This is a genomic window from Chryseolinea serpens (genome assembly GCF_900129725.1).
Taxonomy (GTDB): Bacteria; Bacteroidota; Bacteroidia; order Cytophagales; family Cyclobacteriaceae; genus Chryseolinea; species Chryseolinea serpens.
The window spans coordinates 2,712,038-2,737,670 of sequence record NZ_FQWQ01000001.1 but is presented as its reverse complement, the minus strand read 5'-3'; the positions used below and the strand labels follow the sequence as shown (position 1 = coordinate 2,737,670).

Here is a 25,633-nt window from a genome sequence, read left to right as displayed (position 1 = left end):
GATCATGCAAACTTAAAACGAGTACCGGCCGGCAGCGGTGACGTGTACCGTTTTAAGTTTTTTTGTTTTCTCGAAATCGTCGTACATCATTTTTAGATTGCCCCAGAACGACTGCGTGGTGGCGTTGTCGAATTCTTGTTTCAAGCCTTGCAACGAGGCGTCCGAAAGTTTGGTGGGAAAGATGTGTACCGGAATTTTGTCCTGGCCCGAATGGCGCGCTTCTACAGCCAACACATACAACTCTTTTATTTTATCGTCCGTCAACGGGATACAGCCCACGGTGACGCAGTTTCCATGAAGGTAGATCTCCCCACCCGGATGCTTCCGGTCGCCAAGAATTTTGTCGGATGTATTGGGATAATCAATCCCCAGGGATAAATGAAAGTTGCTGGAAGGATTAAAATGTTCGATGACGTATAGACCCTCCGGAATTTGCAGGTCGCCTTCTTTGCGCTTGGGCCCTAATGTGCCCGAGCTGGCACAAAACGGATAGGTGTGCAGCAACGTGAAGGTGGTCTTTCCTTTTTCCTTCACCCAAACTTCTACGGTTTGTTCGCGCTTGAAGGCGCGGATGAACAATTGAAAACCGGGGAACGAGATTTTCTTATCCGCGAAATACTTTTTGACCACGCTTTCCTTCTCATCATACGCCGCCCGCACCCTCGGGAATTGAAGTTGGGTTTCTTTGAAAGATACCGGGAGCAGTGCGGCCATGAACAGGAGCAAGGATAATTTCATGATACGGAAGGAACGTCTTTTGCCATAAAGATCGTCTGCGATGGATATGCAAATTGGATGCCTTTCGCGAGGAAAGCATCGTAGATCTGGAGATTGATTTCCTGTTGAATATCCGCGTATCGGTTATAGTCGCTATTCTCCACAAAATAAACGATCTCATACTTCAGACTGTATTCGCCATACGTAAGAAAATGAACGCGATCCAGCGTCGTTTCTTTTTGTGCCTCCACGATTTTTTTAATGATCCCCGGGATCTCGCGCAACAACGAAGGCGACGTTTCATACACCACGCCCAGCACAAAAGCAATCCGCCGCCGTTCCATGCGTTTGAAATTGTGGATCCGCGACTTCGACAGGTCGCTGTTGGAGAACACCAGTTGTTCGCCGGTTAAACTTTTTAGCCGGGTGGTCTTGATGCCAATATGCTCTACGTTGCCTTTCTTGTCGTCGATCACGATGTAGTCGCCGATCTCGAAGGGGCGGTCGAAGAAGATCACGAAATAGTTGAAAAGGTCGCCGAGAATATTTTGGGCGGCCAGGGCGATGGCAATACCCCCAATGCCCAGACCGGCAATGATGGTGGTGACGTTATAGCCCAGGTTGTCGAACAGCACCAGGATCCCCAACGCCCAGATCACGATGTTGAGGATGAGCATGATGCCGCCAAGCTGCTTCACTTTTTCCTCGCCTTGTTCCTGTTTTCGCACCCGCGTCTGCAGCGTCAGCAGCACGGTGGTGGAGATGAGGCGCAATACGAAAAAAGTGATCACTACGGCAATGGCGATTTCCAGCACACGCGATGCCTTGGGAGAAAAGGTCAGGTAGTTTAGCCCCGCATAGATGACAATGAAATTGAAGATCGGCAACCCGAATTTTTCGAGCCCCGCCACGGCGTAGTTGTCGAGGGTGGTCTCGGTCTTCTCCGACCATTTTTTGAGCCGGCCCAAAATGATCTTTTTAAAGACGGCCATGAGCGACATCCCCAACAGGATGACACCGGCGGCAATGAGATAATCCTTTACGGTGTTGCCGAAATAGTTCTGGTTAAGCAGGTCTTCCATACAGGCGGGGTGAATTTTCCGATGCCGTAAAAGTAAAGATTTTATCAGCCCGAGTCACCCTAAACCAGCGTTAGACAAAAAAGTTTCCGCCAACACACCCCAGCGAAAAAATTTTGTAATTATACTTTTTTGAAGAGTCGGCCGATAACGCCTACCTTCCGGTATCAAAACGTTGGCGAAGAAATGGGATACAATATTTTCATGATGATCTCGCTCATCGCCCTGCTGGTGGTGCTGGTGTCGATGTATTTCCTGCATTCCGCAAGAAAACAAGTGCGTGAAGAATTGCTGGCAAAGGAAAACGAGCAACTGCGACAGACCCTGAAAGATCAACAGGAGTCGCTGGAAGAAGAACGCAAACGCATTGGTCACGATCTCCACGACGACCTGGCCCAACTGTTGGCGGGCACGCGCCTGGCGCTGGAGAACCTGCGCCTGGAGCCCACGCTTTCGGGACGTAACAAAAGCCTGTTGCTGCGCATCGACCACGATTTGAACGACCTGCTCAACCGCGTGCAAAATATTATCTGGAACCTGGCGCCCGAATCCCTTCGCGAAAAGGGATTGTCGTATGTGCTCTGGAAAATGTGCGACCACCTCAAAGAGCTGCGCTCCTTTCACATCGAGTTCTTCGAGACCGGCAACGTCACGCGCATGCCCGACGAGGTGGAGGTGACGCTCTTCCGCATCGTACAGGAGATCGTGAACAACGCCATGCGGCATTCGCTGGCCTGGAATATCAACATGAAAATGCGCTGGTCCGATACATCCCTTCGCATCGAAGTGAAAGACGATGGCATCGGCAAAGACCGCGCGGTGGGCGAACGACGGGCCGCCGCCCGTGGACGGGGCCTGCCCGGCATGAAACGAAGAGCCGAACTCATCGGCGCCACCGTGGTCACCGAGCCCATCGAAAAAGGAACACTGTTCGTCGTGACCTACCCCTACAAAGTGACAATACCGTTGCTCAACGCGTAGTGGATCAACTCGTAGGTGTTCTTGGTGTTCGTCTTTTTGATGATCTCCTTCCGGTAATCCTCGATGGTGTACTCACTCAGGAAAAGCTTCTCGGCGATATCTTTCGTGCCGTTGCCATGGCAGAGCAAAACGATGATCTCGAATTCGCGGGCCGTCAGTTTGATTCGGGGTGGATGGTGAATGCCGTCGGGCTTGGAGTGCAGCACGATGCTGACTTTCTCGTTATAGAAATGCTTGCCCTCCAACACCGTGATGATGGCGGTATAGATCTCCTGCATGTGGGTGGTCTTCTTGAAAAGAATGCCCGAAATGCCCATCCGCATCAGGTTCAGGATCATGGCCTCTTCATCAAAGGCCGTCAGCGCGATGATGCGCGTCGACAGTTTTAGCTTGTGCACATATTCGATCACCTCAAATCCATCGACAACGGGCATGCGGATGTCCAACAAGGCCACGTCGACAGCGTTCTCGGCCATCAATTCCATGGCCTTTTGGCCGTTTTCGGCTTCGTAGATCTTTTTTACAAACGCGGTCTTTTCCAGCATGGCCCGGAGGCTTTCACGCATAAATAACTGATCATCAGCCACAAGTACGGAGATACTACTCTTCACAATTTGCAGTATTAGAAAGTACAAACTTATTAGACAACTTCAAAGATACCGACCCTTTGCAAGCCATCAACCCCTACTTCCGGGGGTTTTTCAATGCGTTTTTACCGCTGTTTCGGCCCTTTTTATGGAGAACAGCCGCTGTAAAATTTTGGTTTGACCTCCACCAATAACCCCCCTGCTTCCGGGGGTTTTTTTGAACGCTATTGCCTTGTACATAAGGGTTCGACTATCTTTAAAAAGTTAAGAATGGATTCATCGCGAGCTTTGCTTTTTCGGGGTGGATACCTTGGGCTCCAAATAAGGTTTACTTTCCTTCGATACATTCATTATATCTTATGAATGATCATTTCGAAGCGTTCATCAGTAGAAGGAAAACTTGAGCGGAATCCATTTTTGAAATATCGTTGGCATAATTCTGGAAAAGCCTCTTATCTTTTATAGGAGGCTTTATTTTTTTGGTCAGCCGCATACAAGCCGCCTGCTGCAGGCCGTTCTTTCCATCCCGCTTCCTGTTTTTTTATTTTTTCGTACCACCGATTTCGGTAGCGGTTTTTTTTCGATCTTTTCAACAAATCTCCCCAATCCATATGCAAAACATCCCCTGGAAGAAAGTTGCCATCGGCATCGTCACCGTTGTGGTCCTGGCCGTAGGTATATTTTATGCGACCACCAGCAAAGGTACCAAGCCTGCACAAGCCTTCGTCAATCCCGCCTTCGGCGAGTACATCTCTTCCTACACCGCGGGTGTGGTTGGCTCCGGTTCAACCTTCCGGATCATCCTGGCCGCCGACGCCGTGGACTCCCTGGCCGTTGGTCAGGAAACTTCCGTCAACCTTTTCTCCTTTAGCCCCTCGGTAAAGGGAAAGACCACTTGGCTTGACCGCCGTACGGTAGAGTTCAAACCCGAAGCCCGTCTCACCTCCGGCCAAACCTATGAAGTGAGCTTCGCGCTGTCGCGACTCCTGGAGGTGCCGCAGGAGCTGAAGACCTTTGTATATTCCTTCCAGGTCATTCCTCAAAACTTCGAAGTCTCCATCGAGAATGTAAAACCTTATGTAAAAACGGAACTCAAACGCCAACGCGTCGAGGGCACCCTGGTAACCGCCGACGTGGCCGACGCGGCTGCGGTGGAAAAGATCATGGCAGCCTCCCAGGAAGGCAAAGCCCTGAAGGTGACGTGGACCCACACCGCCGAAGGCAAACAACACCCCTTTGTGATCGAAGACGTGGCCCGCAAAGAGACCTCCAGCATTGTGAAACTCGCCCTGGACGGCCAGCCCCTGGGCATCAGCCAGGGCGATACCCGCGAAGTGGAGATCCCCGCCTTGGGCGACTTTAAAGTGATGAACGTGCGCGTGGACCAAAGCTCCAGCCAGCATGTCATCATCCAATTCTCCGATCCCCTCAATGAAAAACAAAACCTCGACGGCCTGGTCACCCTCAACGACGTAGGCACACTCGACTTTGATATTAAAGACAACGAGATCCGCGTCTATCCGCCCGTTCGCCAGGCCGGTTCCAAAACCCTGAAGCTCGAAGCCGGTATACGCAACGTGCTGGATTATAAGATGAAGGAAGACACCACCGTGGATGTCGTCTTTGAGCAACTGAATCCTGCCGTGCGCTTCACCGGCAAAGGCTCTATTCTTCCCGGCACCGATGGACTGATCATGCCCTTCGAAGCCGTGAACCTGAAGTCGGTGGACGTCGAGATCGTGAAGATCTATGAAAAGAACGTTCTTCAATTCTTCCAGGTCAACGACTACGAAGGTAGCCAGGAACTGCAACGTGTGGGTCGGCCCATGTTACGCAAAACGATCTCGCTGGAAAACGCTGGCGTGACCGACCTGGGCAAATGGAACCGCTTCACGCTCGACCTTTCCAAAATGATCAACACCGAACCCGGCGCCATCTACCAGGTGCGCATCGGCTTCAAGCGCTCCTACCTGGCCTATGTGTGTGAGGGCGGCGAAGAGACCGCTTCCGCCAACGACCTGCAAGGCGTGGGCGGCGAAGATTGGGAAGCGCAATCTGGAGATGAGAATAGCTACTGGGATTCCTACGAAGAATACTATTACGAGGAAGACTACGATTGGAACCAACGCGACAATCCGTGCAACAGCTCCTATTACACCGGCGACAAAACCATCCGCCGCAATGTGCTGGCATCCGATCTAGGCTTGCTGGCCAAACGTGGCAGCGACGGCAACACCACCATTCTCGTCAGCGACCTGAAAACGACGCAGCCGCTTTCGGGCGTGATCCTCGAACTATACGACTATCAACAAATGTCCATCGGCACGGCCACGTCGGGTTCGGATGGCAAGGCGGTGATCAAATCAAAGGAGACGCCTTTTGTGTTGCTGGCCAGAAACGGCGCGCAACGCGGCTACCTGAAAATGCAGGATGGCGAATCGCTATCCATCAGCAACTTCGATGTGGGTGGCGAACGCGTGAGCAAGGGATTGAAAGGCTTGCTTTATGGCGAGCGCGGCGTATGGCGCCCGGGTGATTCGCTCTACCTGACCTTCATCCTCGAAGATAAAATGAAGCTGCTGCCCGCCACCCATCCCGTGGTGTTGGAACTCCAAAATCCGCAGGGACAGGTCACCAACCGGCTGGTGCGTTCCACGGGCGAGAACGGATTCTATTCTTTTGCCACCAACACCGCGGCCGATGCGCCCACCGGCAATTGGACGGCACGTGTGAAAGTGGGAGGCGCGGAATTTTCGCAGCCCATAAAGATCGAGACCGTGAAGCCCAACCGTCTGAAAATTAACCTGGACTTTGGCGTAGAAAAGATCACGGCCGGCAACAGCAATGTATCGGGCAAGCTCAATGTGAAATGGTTGCACGGCGCCCCGGGCCGCAACCTGCGCGCGGAGTTTGAAGTGCTGCTCACCAAAGCGGAAACAAAATTCCAACGCTACCCGGACTATACATTTGAAGACCCATCGCGCGCGTTTTCCAGTGAGGCGAAACCCATCTTTGAAGGCAACACCGACGACGAGGGCAATGCTGTGGTGAACACCACGCTGGAGCCCTCCGAAAATGCTCCCGGTATGCTCAACGCCGTGTTCCGTGGCAAAGTGTACGAGGAAAGCGGCAACTTCAGCATCGATCGCTTCTCTATTCCTTATTATCCTTACAGTTCGTTCACCGGCATCCGGCTACCCCTCGGTGACAAAGCGCGCGGCATGCTATTGACCGACACGACCCACCGCGTAGACGTGGTCACCGTTGATGCCGACGGCAAGCCCGTGTCACACGACGGCATTCAAATGTCAATCCACAAACTGGATTGGCGTTGGTGGTGGAGCTCGGAAGGCTCGAACGCCGATTTTATGTCGTCCACAACAAACCAGGAGATGGCTACGGGCACGATCCGTACGGTAAATGGAAAAGGGGCGTGGACCTTCAAGATCAAATATCCTGAATGGGGACGGTTCTATGTGAAGGCATATGATCCCGTATCGGGTCACACTACCGGTAAAGTCGTGTACATCGATTGGCCGGGCTGGGCTGGCAGATCGCGTGGCGGCAATGAAGGCGCCACCATGCTTTCGTTCTCGTCCGACAAACCATCCTACTCCATCGGAGAGAAGGCAACGCTGACCATCCCGGGCAGCGACCAGGCGAGGGCGTTGGTCAGCATCGAGAACGGCAGCAGTGTGTTGCAAACCTATTGGGTGGAAACCAAGAAAGGCGACACACCTTTCACTTTCGAGATCACCAAAGAAATGACCCCCAACATTTTTGCGCATGTCACGCTGGTCCAGCCTCATGCACAAACCACCAACGACCTGCCCATGCGCTTGTATGGCGTCATACCGATCGGCGTGGAAGATGCCCAAACGCACCTGGACCCCATCCTGGCCATGCCCGACGTGCTGGAGCCTGGCAAAGAAGTGACGATCAAAGTATCGGAAAAGACAAACCGCAAAATGACGTATACCCTGGCCGTTGTAGACGAAGGCTTGTTGGATCTTACGCGCTTTAAAACACCGGATGCCTGGAGCCGCTTCTATGCCCGCGAGGCACTGGGCGTTAAAACATGGGACGTCTACGACGATGTGATGGGCGCCTTTGGATCGCGCGTCGAAAGACTGCTGGCCATCGGCGGCGACATGGAGGGCGGCAAGGAAGACGACGCCAAAGCCAACCGCTTCAAACCCGTGGTCAAATTCATGGGACCGTTCACGATGAGTGGCGGCAGCCAGGAGCATAAATTTATCATGCCTCAATACATCGGTTCGGTGAAGACCATGCTGGTGGCTGGCTATGAAGGCGCGTATGGAAAAGCAGAGAAGGCCACACCGGTGCGCAAGCCCCTCATGGTGTTGGCCACGTTGCCGCGCGTGCTGGGCCCGGAAGAAAAGCTCAAGCTGCCCATCACGCTATTCACCATGGAGAAAAGTATCCGTGACATAAAGATCACCGTGAAAGCCTCCAGCCCGCTGCAAGTGGCCAACCCAACACAAAGCGTGACAATGGCTGGCGCCGACATGACGGTGGATTTTGATCTGACCGTGAAGAGTGCCACCGGTGTGGGCAAGGTAGAAGTAACGGCTTCGTCCGGAAAATATTCCGCCACCGATGTTATCGAGATCGACGTGCGCAACGCCAACCCGCCCATCTCCAAAGCAACGGAAGCGCTGGTGGAGGCCGGAAAGACCTGGAACGGCACGGTCGACGCGATCGGCATGACGGGCACCAACTCGGCCACACTGGAATTGTCGTCGTTGCCGCCGATCAACCTGGGCCAGCGTTTGAAATACCTCCTCCAATATCCTTATGGTTGTATCGAGCAAACCACGTCTTCGGTTTTCCCTCAACTATACCTCGACCAGGTAAAAACACTCAACAACGGCGAGAAGACGGCAATCCAAACCAACGTGAAGGCCGGCATCGAACGGCTGAAGTCGTTTGTGACGCGCGACGGCGGTTTTGGCTACTGGCCCGGCGACGATGACTCACAGAGTTGGGCGTCGACCTATGCCGGCCACTTCCTCCTGGAAGCGGAGGCAAAAGGCTATTTTGTTCCGGCGGATATGTTGAAGCGTTGGAAAAAATACCAACGCAATAAAGCGCAAGGCTGGCGCAAGAACCAGGACCTCTACAGCAGTGAATTGATCCAGGCCTATCGCTTGTATTCGCTGGCCCTGGCGGGCGATCCTGAAATGGGAGCCATGAACCGCCTGCGCGAACTGCCGTCGCTGCCGGCAACCGCCAAGTGGATGCTGGCCGCCTCCTATGCGAAAGCAGGACAACCCGAAGCTGCGAAAAAGCTGATCGCGAACCTGCCCACCAAGGTGAAGCCCTACCAGGAAATGGCCTACTCCTATGGTTCTGACCTGCGCGACGAAGCGATCATCCTGGAGACGCTGCTGCTGTTGAACGATCGGGTGAAAGGCTTCGAGCTGGTAAAAGATATCTCCGCCTCGTTGAGCAACGGATCGTATTGGATGAGCACACAAACCGTGGCGTGGTGTCTCAAGTCGGTGGGAACCTTTGCCGGTTCTGAAAAGAAAGGTCCGATCAAGTTTACGTACACCTACAACGGCAAGACCTTGGAAGCGCAGACCGATCTCACCGTTGCCCAAGTGCAGTTGCCGGTGGATGGGGTTAAGTCACGGGCCGTAAGTGTCGTGAGCTCCAGCAAGGGGACCTTGTTCCTCCGGCTGATCACCGATGGAACCCCGGCGCGTGGAACCGAAGAGGAAGCGGAAAATAATCTCTCCGTCAACGTAGCCTACACCGATACCGATGGAGGCACTATCGATCCGGCACATCTCGAGCAAGGCACGGAATTCATCGCGACCGTGACCGTGACCAATCCCGGTATGCGCGGCCCATACGAAAACCTGGCCCTCAACCAGATCTTCCCCTCGGGCTGGGAGATCAACAACCTGCGCCTCGACGAAGCCGAAGACCGCCTCAAGAGCGACAAGCCAACGTATCAGGACATCCGCGACGACCGCGTTTACACATACTTCGATCTCAAAGCAGGCCAACACAAAACCTTCCGGGTATTGCTCACCGCCAGCTATGGTGGAACGTATTATTTGCCGGCCGTGTCCTGCGAGGCCATGTATGATCACAGTATCTACTCCCGCAAGAAAGGTATGGAGGTAGAGGTGACAAAACGCGTAACGCAATAACATTCCGGTCCGCAGGTTTGCTGTTTCCCACGGCCGGCCTGCGGACCTTTTTTATCAAAAGAAATGAAACGCCTGCAGAAGTATAGGGTTTGGGTTGTGGCGACAGTGCTTCTTCTCGTTGTCTACTATTTTATTCTCCCCCACCGCCTGTTCGACGATCCGTATTGTACCGTGCTGGAAGATGCACAGGGCGAACTGTTGGGGGCCTCCATTGCCGCCGACGGACAATGGCGTTTCCCGGAACTCAAAACGGTGCCGGAAAAGTTTTCAACCGCTTTGCTGGTGTACGAAGACAAGCGCTTTCGCAGCCACCCGGGAGTCGATCTGCTTTCAATGGGGCGTGCCATAAAACAAAATATCAAGGCGGGGAGTGTGGTGAGTGGTGGTAGCACCATCACCATGCAAGTGATCCGGTTGTCGCGACGGGGAAAGGCGCGCACGGTTTTTCAGAAAGGGATCGAGATGATCCTGGCCACGCGGTTGGAGTGGCGCCACTCCAAAGAAGAGATCTTGTCGCTGTATGCTTCGCATGCGCCCTTCGGCGGAAATGTGGTAGGGCTGGAAGCTGCATGTTGGCGGTATTTTGGTCGCGACCCGCAGGAGCTTTCCTGGGGCGAAGCGGCTTTGCTGGCGGTGTTGCCCAATGCACCGTCGCTGATGCACCCGGGGAAAAACAGGGAGCGGTTGAAGGCCAAGCGCGACAGGCTCCTGGAGGCCTTGAAAGCGCAGGGCGTCATCGATGCGTTTGCCTGTTCGCTGGCCCAGGATGAGCCTATACCCGAAGCGCCCCAACCGTTGCCACGCCTGGCGCGCCACTTGTTGGCACGGGTGGCAAAGGAAGGCCGGGAAGGTTATAAAGTGAAAACGACATTGCGCGCTGCCCTGCAACTGCGGATTGAGCAACTGGTGAACGAGCATCATCAACGGCTCGCCAGCAATCAGATCTTTAATGCCGCAGCCGTGGTAGCCGATGTGCGCACCGGCAACGTGTTGGCCTATGTCGGAAACACCGAAACGAAAGCCCCGGGAAATTATGGCGACGCGGTGGATGTGGTGATGGCACCCCGCAGCACCGGCAGCATTCTCAAACCCTTCCTCTATGCCGCGATGTTGGATGAGGGAAAAATATTGCCGCATACGTTGGTGCCCGATGTGCCGACGTTTATCAACGGATTCTCTCCCAAAAACTTTTCGCATAGCTACGACGGCGTCGTGGCAGCAGACAAAGCCTTGATCCGGTCGCTGAATATTCCGGCGGTCCACCTCTTAAAAAGCTACCGGCATGAAAAATTTCATTCACTACTCAGCAACATCGGCTTCTCTACGCTGACAAAACCTCCCGATCACTACGGTTTGTCCCTCATCCTCGGTGGCGCCGAAGGCACGCTGTGGGATATAACCGGCATGTACGCCTCCATGGCGCGCACGCTGACGAACTATTTTGAACACCCCGGATCAAACCGCTACGATCGAAATGATTTTCATGCCCTGCAGTACACGCCGGGCGACACCACCACGCAAGAAACACCCACGCTTGACGCAACGTCATGGATAAGCGCTGGAGCCATCTACCAAACCTTCGACGCGTTGAAAGAACTCTACCGCCCCGGCGAAGAAACCGGTTGGCGCTATTTTAACAGCTCCAAAAAGATCGCCTGGAAAACCGGCACCAGCTTTGGCTTTCGCGATGGCTGGGCCGTTGGCGTAACACCCGATTTTGTGGTGGGCGTGTGGGTGGGCAATGCCGATGGCGAAGGACGCCCGGGTCTCACCGGGACAGACGCTGCCTCACCGCTCCTGTTCGACATCTTTGCCCAACTGGACGGCCAGCGGTGGTTCGAACTTCCACGCATGGAAATGGAGCAGATCACCGTGTGCGCCGAAAGTGGTCACCGCAATACACCACAGTGCAACGCAGTGGATACTGCCTGGATCGTGAAGCAGGGTCTGCAAAGCGCTGCATGCCCGTATCATAAAACAGTGTACCTCACCAAAGACAAAAAATTCAGGGTTCACAACTCTTGTGAACCTGCGGCGCGCATGGTGGAAGCCCGGTGGTTTGTGTTGCCTCCTGCGCAGGAATATTATTTCAAGGCTCATGCGCTATCGTATCGTTCGCTGCCTCCTTTCCGGAAAGATTGTGAGGCCGCATCGGGTTTGGCCATGATGGACCTGATCTATCCCAAGCCCGGCGCAAAAATTTTTATTCCCCGTGATCTAGACGGTACGTTGGGGAGCACGGTGTTCGAGTTGGCGCATCGCAATTCCACGGTGATGGTCTATTGGCACCTCGATGGTGAATACATCGGCAGCACCCAGCGGACCCACAAGTTTCCGCTGCGGCTGGGGGAGGGGCGGCACACCCTTACCTTGGTGGACGAGAATGGCGAATCTGTGGAACAATCCTTCGAAGTTCTGTCAAAAATGTAAGCCCCTGACAGGTAGAATCTTAATTGTATTTTGTTGATTCTTTGCTATATTCGTGGAACTTTTTGTGCTTGCACAATAAACCCAGTGTTATGAAGACCTACAGATTTTTTGCACTGGTAGGGATTTTAGCCATTATTCTTTTTGATCAACCTACCGTAGCGGCGCGCATGGAGCAAGCGCCAATGGAGGAGACTCCGAATTATGTCGTTATCGGCGCCTTCTCGGTGCACCGGAACGCCCTGCGATTCACGGCCCGGGCCCACTCGGAGCTGAAAGTGAACGCCCGGTTCGAAATGAACGCAAACCGACGCCTGTACTATGTCTATGTGCTGAGCACGGACGACCACTCCCTGGCCATCCGCGAAGCGCTACGCCTGCGACAGGAGTCCGAATTCACAGACACCTGGGTCTATCACGGCCCGCTCGGCAAGCAAAGCGACGGAGCCATAGCCGATGCCAGTGGCACCGACATCAATCCCGAGACCCGGCAGAGCATGGCCGATGTGAAGCGCCGTGATCCCGCGTCGTCAACGGGATCCAAATCAACATCGTCAGCCGCTAGCCCAACCGAAACAACACCAGAACAGAGCCGTTCGCTGTCGCCTTCCGGGACAGCCGCCGTTGCCGCTGCAAATGAAACAGCAACAACCCCTTCAACCGCCGCACCTGCCCCCGCCACGGTGAAGACGGAGCCGGATAATGGCGTGGAGGGAAAACGCTTCTTTTTCAAACTCATTCGCGCGATGGATCAAACCCAGGTAGAAGGGGAAGTAGATGCCATCGACACGGAGCGCGCCCGAAAAATGGGTACCTATAAAGGAAACGCGCCGGTAAAGGTCTCGACACCCGCCAACAAGTCGGGCCAGATCTCATTGGTCTCCGAAGTGTTCGGCTACCGCAAAGTGCAACACGACATCAACTATAACGCCCCCGAAGGCGAGGGCATCGCTGCCGACGACCAGGGCGATATCGTGGTCCCTTTCGACCTCGTGCGTCTGCAGCGAGGGGATGTAGCCGTCATGTATAACGTCTTCTTCTTTAAGGATGCGGCCATCATGCGGCCCGAGTCGCGCTATGAGGTGACCAGTTTGCTGGATATGTTGAATGAAAATCCGAAGTATAAAATAAAGCTTCACGGCCACACCAACGGTAGCGCGGCCGGCAAGATCATTTCCATGGCCAAAGACAGCAAGAACTACTTCTCACTCACCGACACCAAAGAAGGCTTTGGCTCGGCCAAACAATTGTCGGAAGCGCGCGCGGAGATCATTCGCGACTTCCTGATCAACAACGGCATCGACCCCAAACGCATAGAGATCAAGGCATGGGGCGGCAAGCGGCCGCTGCAGGATAAGAACAGTACGCGGGCGCAAGAGAACGTGCGCGTGGAAGTAGAAATACTAGAGAACTGATCAGTCCTTTTTCTCGGGGTGGATAGAGGTCTCCAGGTTCTGGCTGATCTCGCGGATGATGCGGTCCAGTTGATCCCCGCAGGTTTTCAGATGGTTCAAAATGATTTCGTGCTCATGAGGATCGGCCTGTTGGATCAGGCTGATCAGCCCCAGCATGCTGGCTACCGGCGCCCGTAATTTGTGTGCATTCACAAACGTATATTCTGCAAGCTTTTGGTTTTGAACCACCAACTGGCGTGAGCGTTCGTCGATACGGGTCTCCAGCGAACGGTTCAGATCTTGCAAGGTCTCGTTCAGTTTCAGCAACGAGGCGGCCTGGAGTTCAATGGAATTTTTCTGGGAATGGATCTCCTCGTTTTTCTCTTTCAGACCGGCGTTGGCCACAAGGATCTTCCGGCGTTGACGAAACAAGATGATCGCGAATACGGCCGTAATAACCAGTAGAATGGACACCGCAGCGATCAGGTTCTCCCGTTCCACCAATTGCGCATCCTTCAATTCTTTTTCGATGCGCAGCTCCCGGTTCTCGCGCTCTCGCATTTCGGTTTCATAGATGGCCTGCACCCTTTCCACCTGCTCTGACTTCAGCAACGAATACACACTATCCTTCAACGCATTGTGACGCGTCAGAAAATAGAGGGCCCGGTCGTAATGTCCCAGGGTGCTGTCGATGCGGAAATATTCCAGGAAGGCGGTGATGCGCAGGTCGGGTACCTGGAGTGTTTTCGATAGGTCGGAGGCCTTGTTGAGATACAGGAGCGCATCGTTGAGGTTGCCTTGCAGGCGCCGCGCGCGGGCCATATCCTGGTAGGTTTGAACGAGTGACCGCGTTTCCCCCAGCGAGATCCAGGCATCCTGAGCCAACTGAAATTCCTGGAAGGCCTTGGTGAAATCTTTTCGATCCACGTTGATGCGGGCAAAACACCAGTGACAGTAGGCGATGACGCGCTCGTCTTTGCTCACTTGCGCCAAGGTGAGGGCATGGTTCAGGTAGTCTTCTGCCTTCCCGTATTGGTGCATGGTAACATAAAGCTCGCCGATGTTGTAGAGTGTCAGCGCACGGGTGGAGTCGCCGCGTTTCAGATCCAGGGAACGCTGCAGGTATTCCAGTGCGCGTTCATTTTCACCCAGCCGCTTGTTCACCTCGCCGATGTTGTTGTACACCCCCGACAGGCCAAAGCTGTCGTGAATGCCCAGGTATTGACGGGCCGCCAGCAAGTAATAGTTTTGAGCGAACTCGTAGATGCCTTCATGCCAATAAGAGTTTCCCATCAGCGTGAGCGCCCGCGCATAGCCTCGGGTATATTTGATTTGCGTCGAAAGGTTGATCACATAAGAGCTGACGTGCCGCGAGGCGGCTGGATTGGTCTTCAGATACGAAGAAGCCAGCGCGTTCAATTTGATCACATAGTTGCTGTCGAGCGCCATGCCCATGAACTTCTGCTGGATACTGTCGGGCAACGTGAATTGCGCCAGCGAGGGGCTGACGGATATCAGGAGAATGAGTATGATGGAAGGAAACTTCAAATCCGCGAAGATTGATTCTTGATACGCCGAAAGGGAGAGGCAGTAACCTCTGGCAGAATGATTAACTCGTCATGGCCTTCAAGACATCGTGTTGGGTAATGATGTGCACCTTCTCTTGTGCATCTCTCACCAAAACGGCTTTGTTGTCTTTATTCAAAAGCGATGAAAGTACATCCAGGGTGCTGTCGGGCGCCACGAACTGCATGGGCTTGTCCATGATGTCGCCTACTTGCTTGGTTTGCAGCTGCGGGTCCTGGATGATCTTCTCCAGCAAACTGCTGGAGCTCACGCTGCCCACGAAGTTTTCATTCTCCGTTACCGGGATCTGGTCGATGCCTTCACGGTTCATCACCAGGATGGCATCGCCGACTTTTGAGTTCTTGCTGACGGTGTACAGACTGTTCTTGCCATTGCGACTGGCAATGATCTCGCGGGCCGAGCCGAACGAACGGGTTTCCAGGAAACCGTGGTCCTTCATCCATTGGTCGTTATAGACCTTGGCCAGGTAGCGTGTGCCGTGATCCGGAAGGAGGATCACCATCATATCGTCCTTCTTCAAATGCTCGCGCGCATATTCCAGTGCGCCGTGAATGGCCGAACCGCTGGACCATCCCACAAACAATCCTTCTTCACGCGACAGCCGGCGTGCACCAATGGCGCCATCCTTGTCTGTCACCTTAATGAAATGATCGATCACGTCGAAGTTGACGTTCTTGGGCAGAATGTCTTCGCCAAAGCCCTCGGTGAGATACGGATAGATCTCATTCTCATCGAAGATGCCCGTCTCTTTATATTTTTTGAATACCGAACCGTAGGTGTCGATGCCCACCGTGACCAGCTTGGGATTTTGTTCTTTCAGATACTTGGCAGTGCCACACATGGAGCCACCGGTTCCTACCGTCGCCACATAGTGTGTGATCTTGCCTTCGGTTTGCTTCCAGATCTCCGGCCCTGTGGTTTCGTAGTGAGCGGCCGTGTTGCTCAGGTTGTCGTATTGATTGGGATAAAAAGAGTTGGCGATTTCCTTGTTGAGTTTGCGCGCGATAGAATAGTAGGAGCGCGGATCGTCAGGGGCCACGTTGGTGGGGCACACGATCACTTCTGCGCCAACCGATTTCAGGATGTTGATCTTTTCCTGCGACTGTTTATCGGCCATCGTAAAGATGCAGCGATAGCCTTTGGCGGCCGCCGCCAGCGCCAGTCCCATGCCGGTGTTGCCGGACGTACCTTCAATGATCGTTCCGCCGGGTTTGAGGAGGCCTGCTTTCTCGGCGTCTTCTACCATTTTGAGCGCCATGCGATCCTTGGTGGAGTTCCCGGGATTGAAGTATTCCACTTTGGCCAGGATGGTCCCGGCAATGCCTTTCGTCATTTTGTTCAGCTTCACCATGGGGGTGTTCCCGATGGTTTCAATAATGGAATTGTAGATCATGCTCCCTTTTTTTGTAGGGGACAAAATTACGGAAAATTATAGAGCGATTTCAGGAAAAGGAATGGGAGTACATCGACGGAAAACCCGTTTTCAAGGCTTTTTTCGGGGACTTTGTTACTTGGCTCCGGCCAGCAGGTAGAGCACGGCCATGCGCACGGCAACCCCATTTTCGACCTGGTCCAGGATGATGGAATGCGGCGAATCGGCCGCATCGCTGGTCAGTTCGACTCCGCGGTTGATGGGACCGGGGTGCATGATGATGATCTGCTTTTTGAGGCCGTCCAACATCCGCTTGTTAATGCCATAATACAGAGAATATTCCCGCAGGGAAGGGAAGTATTTGATCTGCTGGCGCTCCAGCTGAATGCGCAGCACGTTGGCCACATCGCACCACTGCAGGGCCTTTTTGACATCCAGCTCCACCTCCACGCCCAGTTGGGCAATGAACTTGGGCAACAACGTCGGAGGCCCGCACACCATCACCTTGGCGCCCAGTTTTTTCAGGGCGAAGATATTGGAAAGCGCCACCCGCGAATGCAGGATGTCGCCGATGATGGCGATCTTTTTACCCGCCAGGTCGCCCAGCTTTTCACGGATGGAAAAGGCATCGAGCAGGGCTTGGGTGGGGTGTTCGTGGGTACCGTCGCCGGCGTTCACGATGTTGGCCGAGATGTGTTTGGCCAGGTAGTGCGGGGCCCCGGGACTGGCGTGGCGCATCACGATCATGTCCACCTTCATCGCCAGGATATTGTTGACGGTGTCGAGCAGCGTTTCACCCTTTTTTACGGAGCTGTTGGAAGCCGAAAAATTGATGACGTCGGCCGACAGGCGTTTTTGGGCGAGTTCGAACGAAAGGCGGGTGCGTGTGGAGTTCTCAAAAAATACGTTGGCGATGGTCACATCCCGCAAAGAGGGCACTTTCTTGATGGGGCGGTTGATGACCTCTTTGAAATTGTCGGCGGTCTCAAAAATAAGCTCGATGTCTTCCGGGGTGATGTCTTTGATACCAAGCAGGTGTTTTTGACTGAGTTTAGACATAGACCTTAATCCTTGTTGATCAACCAGATTTTATTTTGTTTGTGACCTTGGGCTTCCAGCTCCACCAGCACGCGCTGGGAGGTTAGGGTGTTCACCACTTTGCCGATATAGTCGGCAGCAATGGGCAGTTCGCGGTTGTATTTGCGATCGATCAGCACCAGCAGTTCCACGGTGGCCGGCCGGCCAAAGGCGATCATGGCATCCATGGCCGCGCGGATGGAACGGCCGGTGAATAGCACGTCGTCGACCAGCACCACTTTTTTGCCTTCGATGATAAAGGGAACGCGGGTCTCATTGGCTTTGACGGGAGTCTCGCGACGTCTGAAATCGTCGCGGTAGAACGTGGCATCGAGGTAGCCCAGCAAAATGGTCTTGCCCGTGTCCTGCTCTAACTTTTTGTGGATGATTTCGGCCAGAAAAATGCCTCTCGGTTGCATCCCGATGATGACGGTGTCAGCGAAATCGTTGTGATTTTCAATTAATTGCTGGCAAAGACGCCTTATGGTAATGTCCAGGAGATCGGTGTCGAGGATGAGTTTTTTCTGCATAATGGCCAGGCAAATATAATAATTACCGAAAGATAAATCCCCGGGCGCTGCAGGTAATAAAAAAAGGGTTACCGCCCTACTTCAACATTTCCGCCAATCGCTTTCTCAAATCTTCGCCGCGAAGCGATTTGGCCACGATAATGCCTTTGTCGTCGATCAGAAAGTTCATAGGGATGCCATTGACGTCATAGATCATGGCGGCTTCGTTGTGGGGTCCCCTCAGGTCGCTCACCTGGGGCCACGGCAAGCTGTCATTTTTAATGGCGGCCAGCCAGTGGGCGCGCTTGTTGTCCAGTGAAACACCCAAGATCTCGAATCCTCTTTTGCGGAACTCGGCATACGTCTTCACCAGTGTTGGATTCTCCTGGCGGCAAGGTCCGCACCAGGCGGCCCAGAATTCGAGCAGGACGAGTTTGCCGGGCACGGCCGATAGTTTGAGTCGCTTGCCGTCGGGTGTCGGCTGTTCGAAGTCGGCATAGTGATCGCCGATCTTCAGGTTGCGACTCAGTGCGAGATACTGGTGAATGTCTTTGCCGAAGGAGGTCTGTTTGTTGGCGTCGGTAAAATGATCGTACAGTTCCTGGGTTGTCTTCCTACCATACGTCGAGCCCATGATGCTGAGGATGTTTGCGCTGATGATGGATTCGGGGTGATCGTGCAGGAACGTTATCGAGCGATCTTGCAAAGCGCTTTCGGCGGCCCGCAGCTGAGCCATCAACATCGTTGTGTCGGCCTGGGCTGGTGATGCGGGGGAGTAAATAAGTCTTCTCAAGCTGTCTACTTTCTCCTGGCCGGGCGCGAGGAATTCATCATACTGATCACTCATGCGTTGTGTAGCGGATCCTGATATCAGTGTGCTCCTGAATTTTCCCTTTTCTCCCGTGAGCGTGAGCGCCGTGGGCTCTACCCAGAAGAATTTATAATCGGTGTAGTTCTTGGTATGCAGGATCATTTGTGCCGCCGGCAGAGAGTCGGGGAACGGACCTGTGAGTTGAAACTGATCTTTCATTACCTGTGCTGAATCCAGTACGTGATCATTATACTCCAGGAAAAACCACGTGCTGTCAGCAAACCCTTTCACGTTGCCTTGAATGGAAAATGTTGACAAGGCATCGCTTTTTTTCTGTTGGCAAGCGAAGGCTGTCCATGCGATAGCGACGAAGAGTACTTTTTTTAACATGAGATAATGTATTAAAAGATGAAATGTATTTTTGGATGCTTATGAAGGATGCGCGAACATAGAAAAAAGTTTTCCACTACCGAAGTTAATGACGAGCGCCTATACCCGTTTTCAAAGAACCACGCAAGCATGGTTTTCTGCCGATTTTATGAACTGCAAAAAACTTTCAGAAGATCAGGTCACATTTGAAGCGTTTAACGAATGGAAGCGATATGACGAACACAAACCTATTTTTTGTGACCAAACTACCGAACACGGGCGGGCTAGACACCATTCACATTCTCGGACCTTCCTATTTTGACCGCATCGACAGAAAGCAACTGGACAACATCACGGACAACCTACACGACAGCACCCTGACCTTTTCCTTTATCAAAGGTTCGATGCCCTTGCGGAACTATCTGTTCCTGACCCACACGCCTCACCTGCTAAAACCCGTCCGTCCCGATGCGCTGGCTTGCCTGGTGAATCGCTACTATTGGCTGAAGAAATTCAGTGCTCACTACGAGAAACGCGATAATCAATTCAAACTTCTGGAAACACAGCTGGTGTCCATCATCGAGACCATTGAACAAAACTTTCCGAATTTCGATTGGGACATCATTCAGACGATCCAGCATCATATCCGCAAAAACGACAACCGGCTGGAAAGGGATGAGTGATGATAACAAAGCAGTGTCTATTGATACGCGATCTTATTGATGTAGAACACCCTGCGCTTTCCTGAAGGGCCGGTGATCTCCTGCACACCGTAGGCATAAAAATAGCCGTTGTACCAATACTCCAGTTTGTTGATGTCGCTTTGATCGCGCTTCACGATCTCATTGGCCACGTGGGTGCGAATCGGCTCAAAGGTCTTGCCTTCCAGCACTTCGTTGTTCTGGATGATCTTGGTGCGCAACTCGTTCTCGAAAAGATAGAGCAACACAATTTTGTCTTTCTTCACTTCCAGCTTCACAAATTGTTCCAGCGTGTAGGTGCGCACGTCGTTGATCTCAAAACTGTTGTCCCACAACAACCTGCCCTGGTGGTCGAAGCCCATCACCACGGCGTGCGTATATTGATAACCATCGAAGATCCGGCCATCGCGGATCATGGAACTATTGAAGTACGGATTGCCAAACGTGCCATAGCCCGACGAGATGGTGGTGTAGTGCGGATAGAATGCTTCGCCGAGCAATATATATTGATTATTGTAGGGCACGATCTCGTGCACCAGGAAGCGGTAGTTGAACTTTATTTTTTTGCCCTTGATCTTGCGTCGCTGGATGCGTTCCCTGACCCGTGCTTCGCGTTTGGCCTTCATGTATTTGAAGAAGTTTTCCAGGTCGCCGTAGCCGTAGTAGCGCACCTTCTCGTCTCCTTTCTCGTCGATGGCGGCCAGGAACAGTCCGCGCGAATACTCGGAGTTTCGTGCGCCATAGACACCGGCGATCAATTGGGTGTTGTCGGTGGTCTTCATGGAGCGGGCAAAGATGAGGTGCTTGCCGGCCTCCGGCCGAAGGGCAATGTTGTTTTGAAGATTGCCATCGGCGTCATAGTTCTTTAGCCATACAGTCTTTTGCCCTTCGAAGTTTCTCGCACAGATCACGACATCGAACGTGGCGTCGGGATAGAGTTTGATCTGGGTGAGCTCGCCCGTTTCGTTGGCCAACCCGGGAAGTATTTTGGATTTATGCGTGGCGAAGGAATAGTACATGACCACCGGCACGTGATTGTAGTAGCCGCCGATGAGCACGCCGTTTTTTGTTACCTGGAATTCCGAGGGGGCAAAGGGAATAAAATTGCGGATAATGTGGACCAGGAATTTTCCGCTGCTGTGGTCGAGCGCCACCACCTGGAAGTCGTTGCGCGTATAGTCATAGTAACGGAAAAGCAAATAGAGATAATCATTGTCGGTTTTCTTCCCCATCAACAAGAGCCGGCGATCGATCGGCAGATAACCCTTCCAGTCTTCGTGAAAGACGGTATCCAGTTTGATCAGCTCCAATTGGTCGTTGGGATGGGATGCGAGGCGGCGGTAGAGATAAACGCCGTGGTCTTGTGCCGGGATGATCTCGAAGAAGCGTTCGTCGCGCGACAGGGGATGTTCATAGCGATTACTTTGCTGCAACTGCTGGGCAAAGCCCGGTTGCAGGTAGCAGGTCAGTAAAAGCCAAAGGAAAACCCTAGTGGACTTCCACTTTAATGATGTAAAACACATCGCGTACCCTATCCTCTTTCGTGACATTGCGCACGGTTTGATAGCCCCATACATAAAAACTGTTGCCGGTCCAATACCGCACGCTGCCTTCCCCTTCTTTTTCAGACCGTATTTCGTCTACCGGGTCATTGACCAGCATCTTCGCCGAAGATTCGGAAGCTGTGTCTTTCGATAGAACAATGGATTTTAATTTCAGTTCCGATTCCTTCCGGTACAACAGAAAAAGCTTGTTCCCGTCCAGGTGAAAGTCAGAAACCTGCTCGATACCCGACATCTTCACATCGGCAATTTTAAAACTGTGATCCCACTGCACTTTACCCGTGGGATCGAACGAGACCACCACGCTTTCCGTAGCCTTGATCTCGTCCACATTTTTGGTGTTGTTGCCGTAGGCATAAGGCCGGTACATACGACCCATGCCCGGGTAATAATAGCCGGGGTAGTACGAATTCATCCCGTATGGACTATAATACGGATTGTAGTAGTACGGGTTGGAGTAATAGGGGTTCATGTTCGATACCGGGTTGAACACCTCCGCCAGCAACAGGTAGCCATGTTCATACTCCATCACTTTATACGGCTGCACATAGCTGGTGAAGTTGGGGATTTTGCCATCGGCCAGGTCCTCTTTGGAGCTTTCCTTGATCCGGGCGGCACGCTTTGGGCTGAGGTAGTCGAGGTAGTGCGAAAGCTGGCCGACGTCCAGGAATTTTATCTTCTGCTCATTGAACGGATCGATGGTCACAAAATAGAAACCGATAGACTGTTTGGAGTTCCGTTCCCCCCACGTGCCCATGATGCTGAGGTCTTCGCGCGCCAGGGCGCTGGTGATGCCGGCCTGCAGCGCTTTGTTTTCGTCGATGGGCACCAGGTCTTCCAGGAGTTGCTTGCCGGTGTCGTCGAAGGTGCGGAACACGAGCTTGCGGTTTTCCTTCGAGCCCCGGTCGATGAGCACCGTGTTGAAGGTCTGGTTTAGGTTGGTCCGCAGGTCCACCAACTCGGTGTCCTTTTGAAAGAAGCCGGGCAAGACACGGACGTGACTGTTTGCTAGCTCGAACAGCAATACGGCGGGTTCGTTGTTCACGTAGCCCCCGAAGATGAAGTTATCGCCGGCTTTGATAAAGTGTGTCAGCTTGAAATCCAGATCAGGTTTGAAATGGTGTTTGACGTTCTCCCAGGTTTTGAGATTGATCTCGATGATCTCGAAATCATTTTTGTTGGTCTCACCCGTGCGGTAGAGCAAGAACAGGGTCCCCAACGTCACTTCATAGCCGATCATCTTGTTGCGGGTGTTCACTTCCAGCTCCAGGGTCTTTTTTTCCTGAAGGGCGGTGTCGAGCAAAATGAGCTCCCACACCTTGTTGTTGTTCTGATATTTGTCGCGTTCGCGGAAAAGCGCCAGCCCGTCGTCCACCAGCGGAATAACATTATAGTAGTCGTCCGACATTTTCTGATGCCGTTCAAAGCGGTGTGTCTGCACCATTTGGGCAACGGAAGCCTGGGCGGTGCAGAGGAGCGCCATCAGCAAAAGCATGCCGGTCGTGAAATACGATGTGTTCCGGGGGAAGAGGCGCATCGGGGTCGTTTTTTTAGTTTACTTTTTTCTCGCTGAGGGCAACGATCATATCGAATTCGGCGGCGGTTACCGGCTGCACCGACAGGCGTGAGGATTTCACCAGCACCATGTCGGCAAAACGCTTGTCGGCTTTCACCTCCGCCAGCGTGACGGGCCGCTTTAGTTTTTTTTCGGGGGATATCTCTACCGCCACCCAATCTTTGTCCTTGGGGTCGGGATAGTTTTCTTTCGTGATCTTGGCAATGCCCACCACGGCCTTGTCGTCCATGCTGTGATAGATAAAGGCCAGGTCACCTTTTTTCATTGCCTTCAAATTGTTACGCGCCTGGAAATTCCTCACGCCATCCCAACCCGTCTTTTTGTCGCGCACCAGGTCGTCCCATGAAAAGGTGCTGGGTTCGGTTTTCATCAGCCAATAGTTCATATACGTTTCGTCGGTTAAGTCATACAAAATAGTAAATAGTCTTTGGATTTTCTTGTTACAGAATCCAAAATGAAAACGTGAACCTTCGCGGACAAGATGCTGGGTCCACTGCTTTTCCACACCGCCTTTGATATTTAAAAATGAAACCGGAAGAAACACAACCTCCCGGGTGCCGGCATGGGTTGGATGCTGGCGGTCGGGGTGGCGGGCCGGCAACGCTATCCACCAAAGCATGAATGAGTTAGGGGTGAACAAAAAAAAAGGGTCATGCCGCGTATCCTGGCATGACCCTCTATAATTTTCCGGATGCGTTCGCTCAGTACGCCCGCACCAGTTTGCCTTCCATGTAATTCACATACGAACGGTTCACCACCTTCATACCACCGGGTGTGGGATAGTTGCCCGTGAAATACCAGTCGCCCGTGTGATGCGGGATGGCTTTGTGCAGGTTGTCCACCGTCTGGAAGATCACCTCCAGGTCGGCTTTCATATCGGCGGGGCGAACGATCTCGGAGATCTTTGCAGAGATCTCATCGTCAGTGAAGGGTTCGTACAATTGCTTCACATAGTTGAGCTGGCTCTGGTGGCCGCGGGCGCGAATGCTTTTCTCATAAGCCTCGCCCAACAAGTAATCTTTGCCGTGATCCTTCAACAAGGAGATCATGGCGCGGAAGGCCACGAACTCGCCCATCTTGCTCATGTCGATGCCATAGCAATCGGGGAAGCGGATCTGGGGTGCGGACGAAACCACCACGATCTTTTTCGGCTCCAGCCGGTCCAGCATTTTCAAAATGCTTTTCTCCAACGTGGTGCCCCTGACAATGGAGTCGTCAATGACCACCAGCGTGTCGATGCCTTTGCGGATCACCTCGTAGGTGGTGTCGTATACGTGGGCCACCATCTCGTCGCGGTGTTCGTCGTCGGTGATGAACGTGCGCAGCTTGACATCTTTCAATACCAGCTTTTCTACACGGGGACGGAAGGAGAGAATGTCTTCCAACGAATCCACCGAGGGCTTCTGGTCGATGATAATATCTTTTTGCTTGTTGATGAGATAGTCTTCAATGCCCGCCATCAAACCGTAGAAAGCGGTCTCGGCCGTGTTGGGAATATAAGAGAAGACGGTGTTCTTGATATCGAAGTTGATGGCGCGCAACACTTGCGGCACCAGCAGGCGTCCGAGTTGTTTCCGTTCTTTGTAGATGTCGGGGTCGTTGCCGCGGGAGAAGTAAATGCGCTCGAAGCTGCAGGATTTTTTATCGCCGGACTTCACAATAGAATACTGCCCGTATTCGCCGCTCTTGTCGATGACGAGGGCGTGGCCGGGCTTGATCTCTTCAATTTGATTGTAGTCGACATTGAAAGCCGTTTTGATGGCCGGCTTTTCGGAAGCCACGACCACCACTTCGTCGTTTGCATAAAAATAGGCAGGGCGGATACCATTGGGGTCGCGCACCACGAACGAAGAACCCGAACCGGTCATGCCGGCCATGGTATAGCCGCCGTCGAAATCCTTGCAGGCGCGGCGCAGCATGCGGGGAATGTCGAGCTCGTTCTCGATGATGTCGGAGATCTCGCGGTTCGAGAATTTGTCTTTATATTTTTCGAAAAGGCCTTGCACTTCTTCGTCGAGGAAGTGGCCGATCTTTTCCATCACCGTGACGGTGTCTACTTTTTCTTTGGGGTGTTGTCCGAGGTCCACCAACAGGTCGAACAACTCGTCCACGTTGGTCATGTTAAAGTTGCCGGCCATCACTAGGTTGCGGCTGCGCCAGTTATTCTGGCGGAGAAAGGGATGCACGTTTTCGATGCTGTTCTGGCCGTGTGTGCCGTAGCGCAAGTGGCCCAACCAGATCTCGCCCGAGAAGGCGACGTTTTCCTTTAACCAACGTTCATTTTTGAATTTATCTTTTCCTTCTTTTTGGGCTTTCTTGAACTTCTTGCCGATTTTCTTGAAGAGGTGGGCGACGGGCTGGGCTTTGATGGAACGATAGCGGCTAATGTAACGGTGTCCGGATTCTACGTCGATCTTGATGTTGGCGACGCCTGCTCCATCCTGACCGCGGTTATGCTGTTTTTCCATCAGGATGTACATCTTATTCATGGCATACAGGGGGCCATATTTTTCGATGTAATACGAAAGAGGCTTTCGCAGGCGGATCATCGCTATTCCGCATTCATGAAGAATCTGGTCGCTCATGGGCTTGTGAATCGTTACATCGCCATCCGAAACCGGCGGCATGCCCCACGAACAAACCTGTACTCCAAATACAGGAAGCATGGAGGGCGCTGCGACTGGTTAACGGCTAACGAA

Annotated in this window: 17 protein-coding genes; 5 read left to right on the top strand and 12 right to left on the bottom strand. The window is 53.0% G+C overall.

Annotated elements, in window-relative coordinates; all coding sequences use genetic code 11:
* Positions 1-12: 12 nt before the first annotated feature.
* The gene (locus BUB30_RS10910) at positions 13-738 is read right to left on the bottom strand and encodes a L,D-transpeptidase family protein (RefSeq protein ID WP_073133563.1); all 726 of its coding nucleotides are present in this window, start codon (positions 736-738) and stop codon (positions 13-15) included.
* Entirely contained in the window at positions 735-1,799 is a 1,065-nt protein-coding gene (locus tag BUB30_RS10905) for a mechanosensitive ion channel family protein (protein ID WP_073133561.1), read from the bottom strand. Before BUB30_RS10905 ends, BUB30_RS10910 begins: the two co-directional genes overlap by 4 nt.
* A gap of 183 nt (positions 1,800-1,982) precedes the next feature.
* Between BUB30_RS10905 and BUB30_RS10900 the strand changes: the two genes are divergently transcribed.
* Positions 1,983-2,777: a sensor histidine kinase gene (locus BUB30_RS10900; protein ID WP_073133559.1), complete on the top strand. Its 795-nt coding sequence runs from the start codon at positions 1,983-1,985 to the stop codon at positions 2,775-2,777.
* On the opposite strand, the gene BUB30_RS10895 is transcribed toward BUB30_RS10900, so the two are convergent.
* Positions 2,744-3,364, bottom strand: a complete 621-nt coding sequence (locus tag BUB30_RS10895; protein WP_262485800.1) for a response regulator transcription factor — start codon at positions 3,362-3,364, stop codon at positions 2,744-2,746. The genes BUB30_RS10900 and BUB30_RS10895 overlap by 34 nt on opposite strands.
* A gap of 611 nt (positions 3,365-3,975) precedes the next feature.
* Between BUB30_RS10895 and BUB30_RS10890 the strand changes: the two genes are divergently transcribed.
* The 3 genes from BUB30_RS10890 to BUB30_RS10880 all read left to right on the top strand — a co-directional run bounded on the left by BUB30_RS10890 (position 3,976) and on the right by BUB30_RS10880 (position 13,391).
* Positions 3,976-9,549, top strand: a complete 5,574-nt coding sequence (locus tag BUB30_RS10890) for an alpha-2-macroglobulin family protein (RefSeq protein WP_073133555.1) — start codon at positions 3,976-3,978, stop codon at positions 9,547-9,549.
* A gap of 63 nt (positions 9,550-9,612) precedes the next feature.
* Positions 9,613-11,979, top strand: coding sequence for a penicillin-binding protein 1C (gene pbpC / locus BUB30_RS10885; RefSeq protein WP_073133553.1), 2,367 nt, complete (start codon positions 9,613-9,615; stop codon positions 11,977-11,979).
* An 89-nt stretch (positions 11,980-12,068) separates the two neighbouring features.
* Complete coding sequence (locus tag BUB30_RS10880) at positions 12,069-13,391, top strand: OmpA family protein (RefSeq protein WP_073133551.1); 1,323 nt, start codon at positions 12,069-12,071, stop codon at positions 13,389-13,391.
* Here the strand turns inward: BUB30_RS10880 and BUB30_RS10875 are convergent, their stop codons facing one another.
* The 5 genes from BUB30_RS10875 to BUB30_RS10855 form a co-directional block, all read right to left on the bottom strand.
* Entirely contained in the window at positions 13,392-14,918 is a 1,527-nt protein-coding gene (locus tag BUB30_RS10875; RefSeq protein ID WP_073133549.1) for a tetratricopeptide repeat protein, read from the bottom strand.
* A gap of 61 nt (positions 14,919-14,979) precedes the next feature.
* The gene (locus BUB30_RS10870; protein WP_073133547.1) at positions 14,980-16,350 is read right to left on the bottom strand and encodes a pyridoxal-phosphate dependent enzyme; all 1,371 of its coding nucleotides are present in this window, start codon (positions 16,348-16,350) and stop codon (positions 14,980-14,982) included.
* A gap of 114 nt (positions 16,351-16,464) precedes the next feature.
* Positions 16,465-17,388 carry an aspartate carbamoyltransferase catalytic subunit gene (locus BUB30_RS10865; RefSeq protein WP_073133545.1) on the bottom strand — a complete coding sequence of 308 codons (924 nt, stop codon included), beginning with the start codon at positions 17,386-17,388 and terminating at the stop codon, positions 16,465-16,467.
* 5 nt (positions 17,389-17,393) lie between these two features.
* Entirely contained in the window at positions 17,394-17,936 is a 543-nt protein-coding gene (gene pyrR, locus BUB30_RS10860; protein ID WP_178377074.1) for a bifunctional pyr operon transcriptional regulator/uracil phosphoribosyltransferase PyrR, read from the bottom strand.
* Between the two features lie 76 nt (positions 17,937-18,012).
* Positions 18,013-19,116: a TlpA disulfide reductase family protein gene (locus tag BUB30_RS10855; RefSeq protein WP_073133541.1), complete on the bottom strand. Its 1,104-nt coding sequence runs from the start codon at positions 19,114-19,116 to the stop codon at positions 18,013-18,015.
* Positions 19,117-19,352: 236 nt separating this feature from the next.
* Here BUB30_RS10855 and BUB30_RS10850 point away from each other — a divergent pair, with 236 nt between their 5' ends.
* Positions 19,353-19,778, top strand: a complete 426-nt coding sequence (locus BUB30_RS10850; protein ID WP_143164859.1) for a hypothetical protein — start codon at positions 19,353-19,355, stop codon at positions 19,776-19,778.
* A 17-nt stretch (positions 19,779-19,795) separates the two neighbouring features.
* Here the strand turns inward: BUB30_RS10850 and BUB30_RS10845 are convergent, their stop codons facing one another.
* The 4 genes from BUB30_RS10845 to BUB30_RS10830 form a co-directional block, all read right to left on the bottom strand.
* The gene (locus BUB30_RS10845; RefSeq protein WP_143164858.1) at positions 19,796-21,346 is read right to left on the bottom strand and encodes a hypothetical protein; all 1,551 of its coding nucleotides are present in this window, start codon (positions 21,344-21,346) and stop codon (positions 19,796-19,798) included.
* A complete protein-coding gene (locus BUB30_RS10840) occupies positions 21,285-22,895 on the bottom strand; it encodes a hypothetical protein (protein ID WP_143164857.1) in 1,611 nt (536 codons plus the stop codon). The genes BUB30_RS10845 and BUB30_RS10840 overlap by 62 nt, the downstream gene beginning before the upstream one ends.
* A 13-nt stretch (positions 22,896-22,908) precedes the next feature.
* A complete protein-coding gene (locus BUB30_RS35890) occupies positions 22,909-23,553 on the bottom strand; it encodes an EVE domain-containing protein (RefSeq protein ID WP_317044196.1) in 645 nt (214 codons plus the stop codon).
* A gap of 82 nt (positions 23,554-23,635) precedes the next feature.
* Entirely contained in the window at positions 23,636-25,519 is a 1,884-nt protein-coding gene (locus tag BUB30_RS10830) for an amidophosphoribosyltransferase (protein ID WP_073135062.1), read from the bottom strand.
* Positions 25,520-25,633 lie beyond the last annotated feature (114 nt).

Excerpts from the sequence above, each read along its gene's own strand:
- BUB30_RS10845 (WP_143164858.1), bottom strand. The coding sequence starts at position 21,346 with ATGTCACGAAAGAGGATAGGGTACGCGATGTGTTTTACATCATTAAAG.
- BUB30_RS10840 (WP_143164857.1), bottom strand. The coding sequence starts at position 22,895 with ATGCGCCTCTTCCCCCGGAACACATCGTATTTCACGACCGGCATGCTT.
- BUB30_RS10905 (WP_073133561.1), bottom strand. The coding sequence starts at position 1,799 with ATGGAAGACCTGCTTAACCAGAACTATTTCGGCAACACCGTAAAGGAT.
- BUB30_RS10830 (WP_073135062.1), bottom strand. The coding sequence starts at position 25,519 with ATGAGCGACCAGATTCTTCATGAATGCGGAATAGCGATGATCCGCCTG.
- pyrR (WP_178377074.1), bottom strand. The coding sequence starts at position 17,936 with ATGCAGAAAAAACTCATCCTCGACACCGATCTCCTGGACATTACCATA.
- BUB30_RS10890 (WP_073133555.1), top strand. The coding sequence starts at position 3,976 with ATGCAAAACATCCCCTGGAAGAAAGTTGCCATCGGCATCGTCACCGTT.
- BUB30_RS10910 (WP_073133563.1), bottom strand. The coding sequence starts at position 738 with ATGAAATTATCCTTGCTCCTGTTCATGGCCGCACTGCTCCCGGTATCT.
- BUB30_RS10900 (WP_073133559.1), top strand. The coding sequence starts at position 1,983 with ATGGGATACAATATTTTCATGATGATCTCGCTCATCGCCCTGCTGGTG.
- pbpC (WP_073133553.1), top strand. The coding sequence starts at position 9,613 with ATGAAACGCCTGCAGAAGTATAGGGTTTGGGTTGTGGCGACAGTGCTT.
- BUB30_RS10865 (WP_073133545.1), bottom strand. The coding sequence starts at position 17,388 with ATGTCTAAACTCAGTCAAAAACACCTGCTTGGTATCAAAGACATCACC.
- BUB30_RS35890 (WP_317044196.1), bottom strand. The coding sequence starts at position 23,553 with ATGCTTTGGTGGATAGCGTTGCCGGCCCGCCACCCCGACCGCCAGCAT.
- BUB30_RS10870 (WP_073133547.1), bottom strand. The coding sequence starts at position 16,350 with ATGATCTACAATTCCATTATTGAAACCATCGGGAACACCCCCATGGTG.
- BUB30_RS10880 (WP_073133551.1), top strand. The coding sequence starts at position 12,069 with ATGAAGACCTACAGATTTTTTGCACTGGTAGGGATTTTAGCCATTATT.
- BUB30_RS10855 (WP_073133541.1), bottom strand. The coding sequence starts at position 19,116 with ATGTTAAAAAAAGTACTCTTCGTCGCTATCGCATGGACAGCCTTCGCT.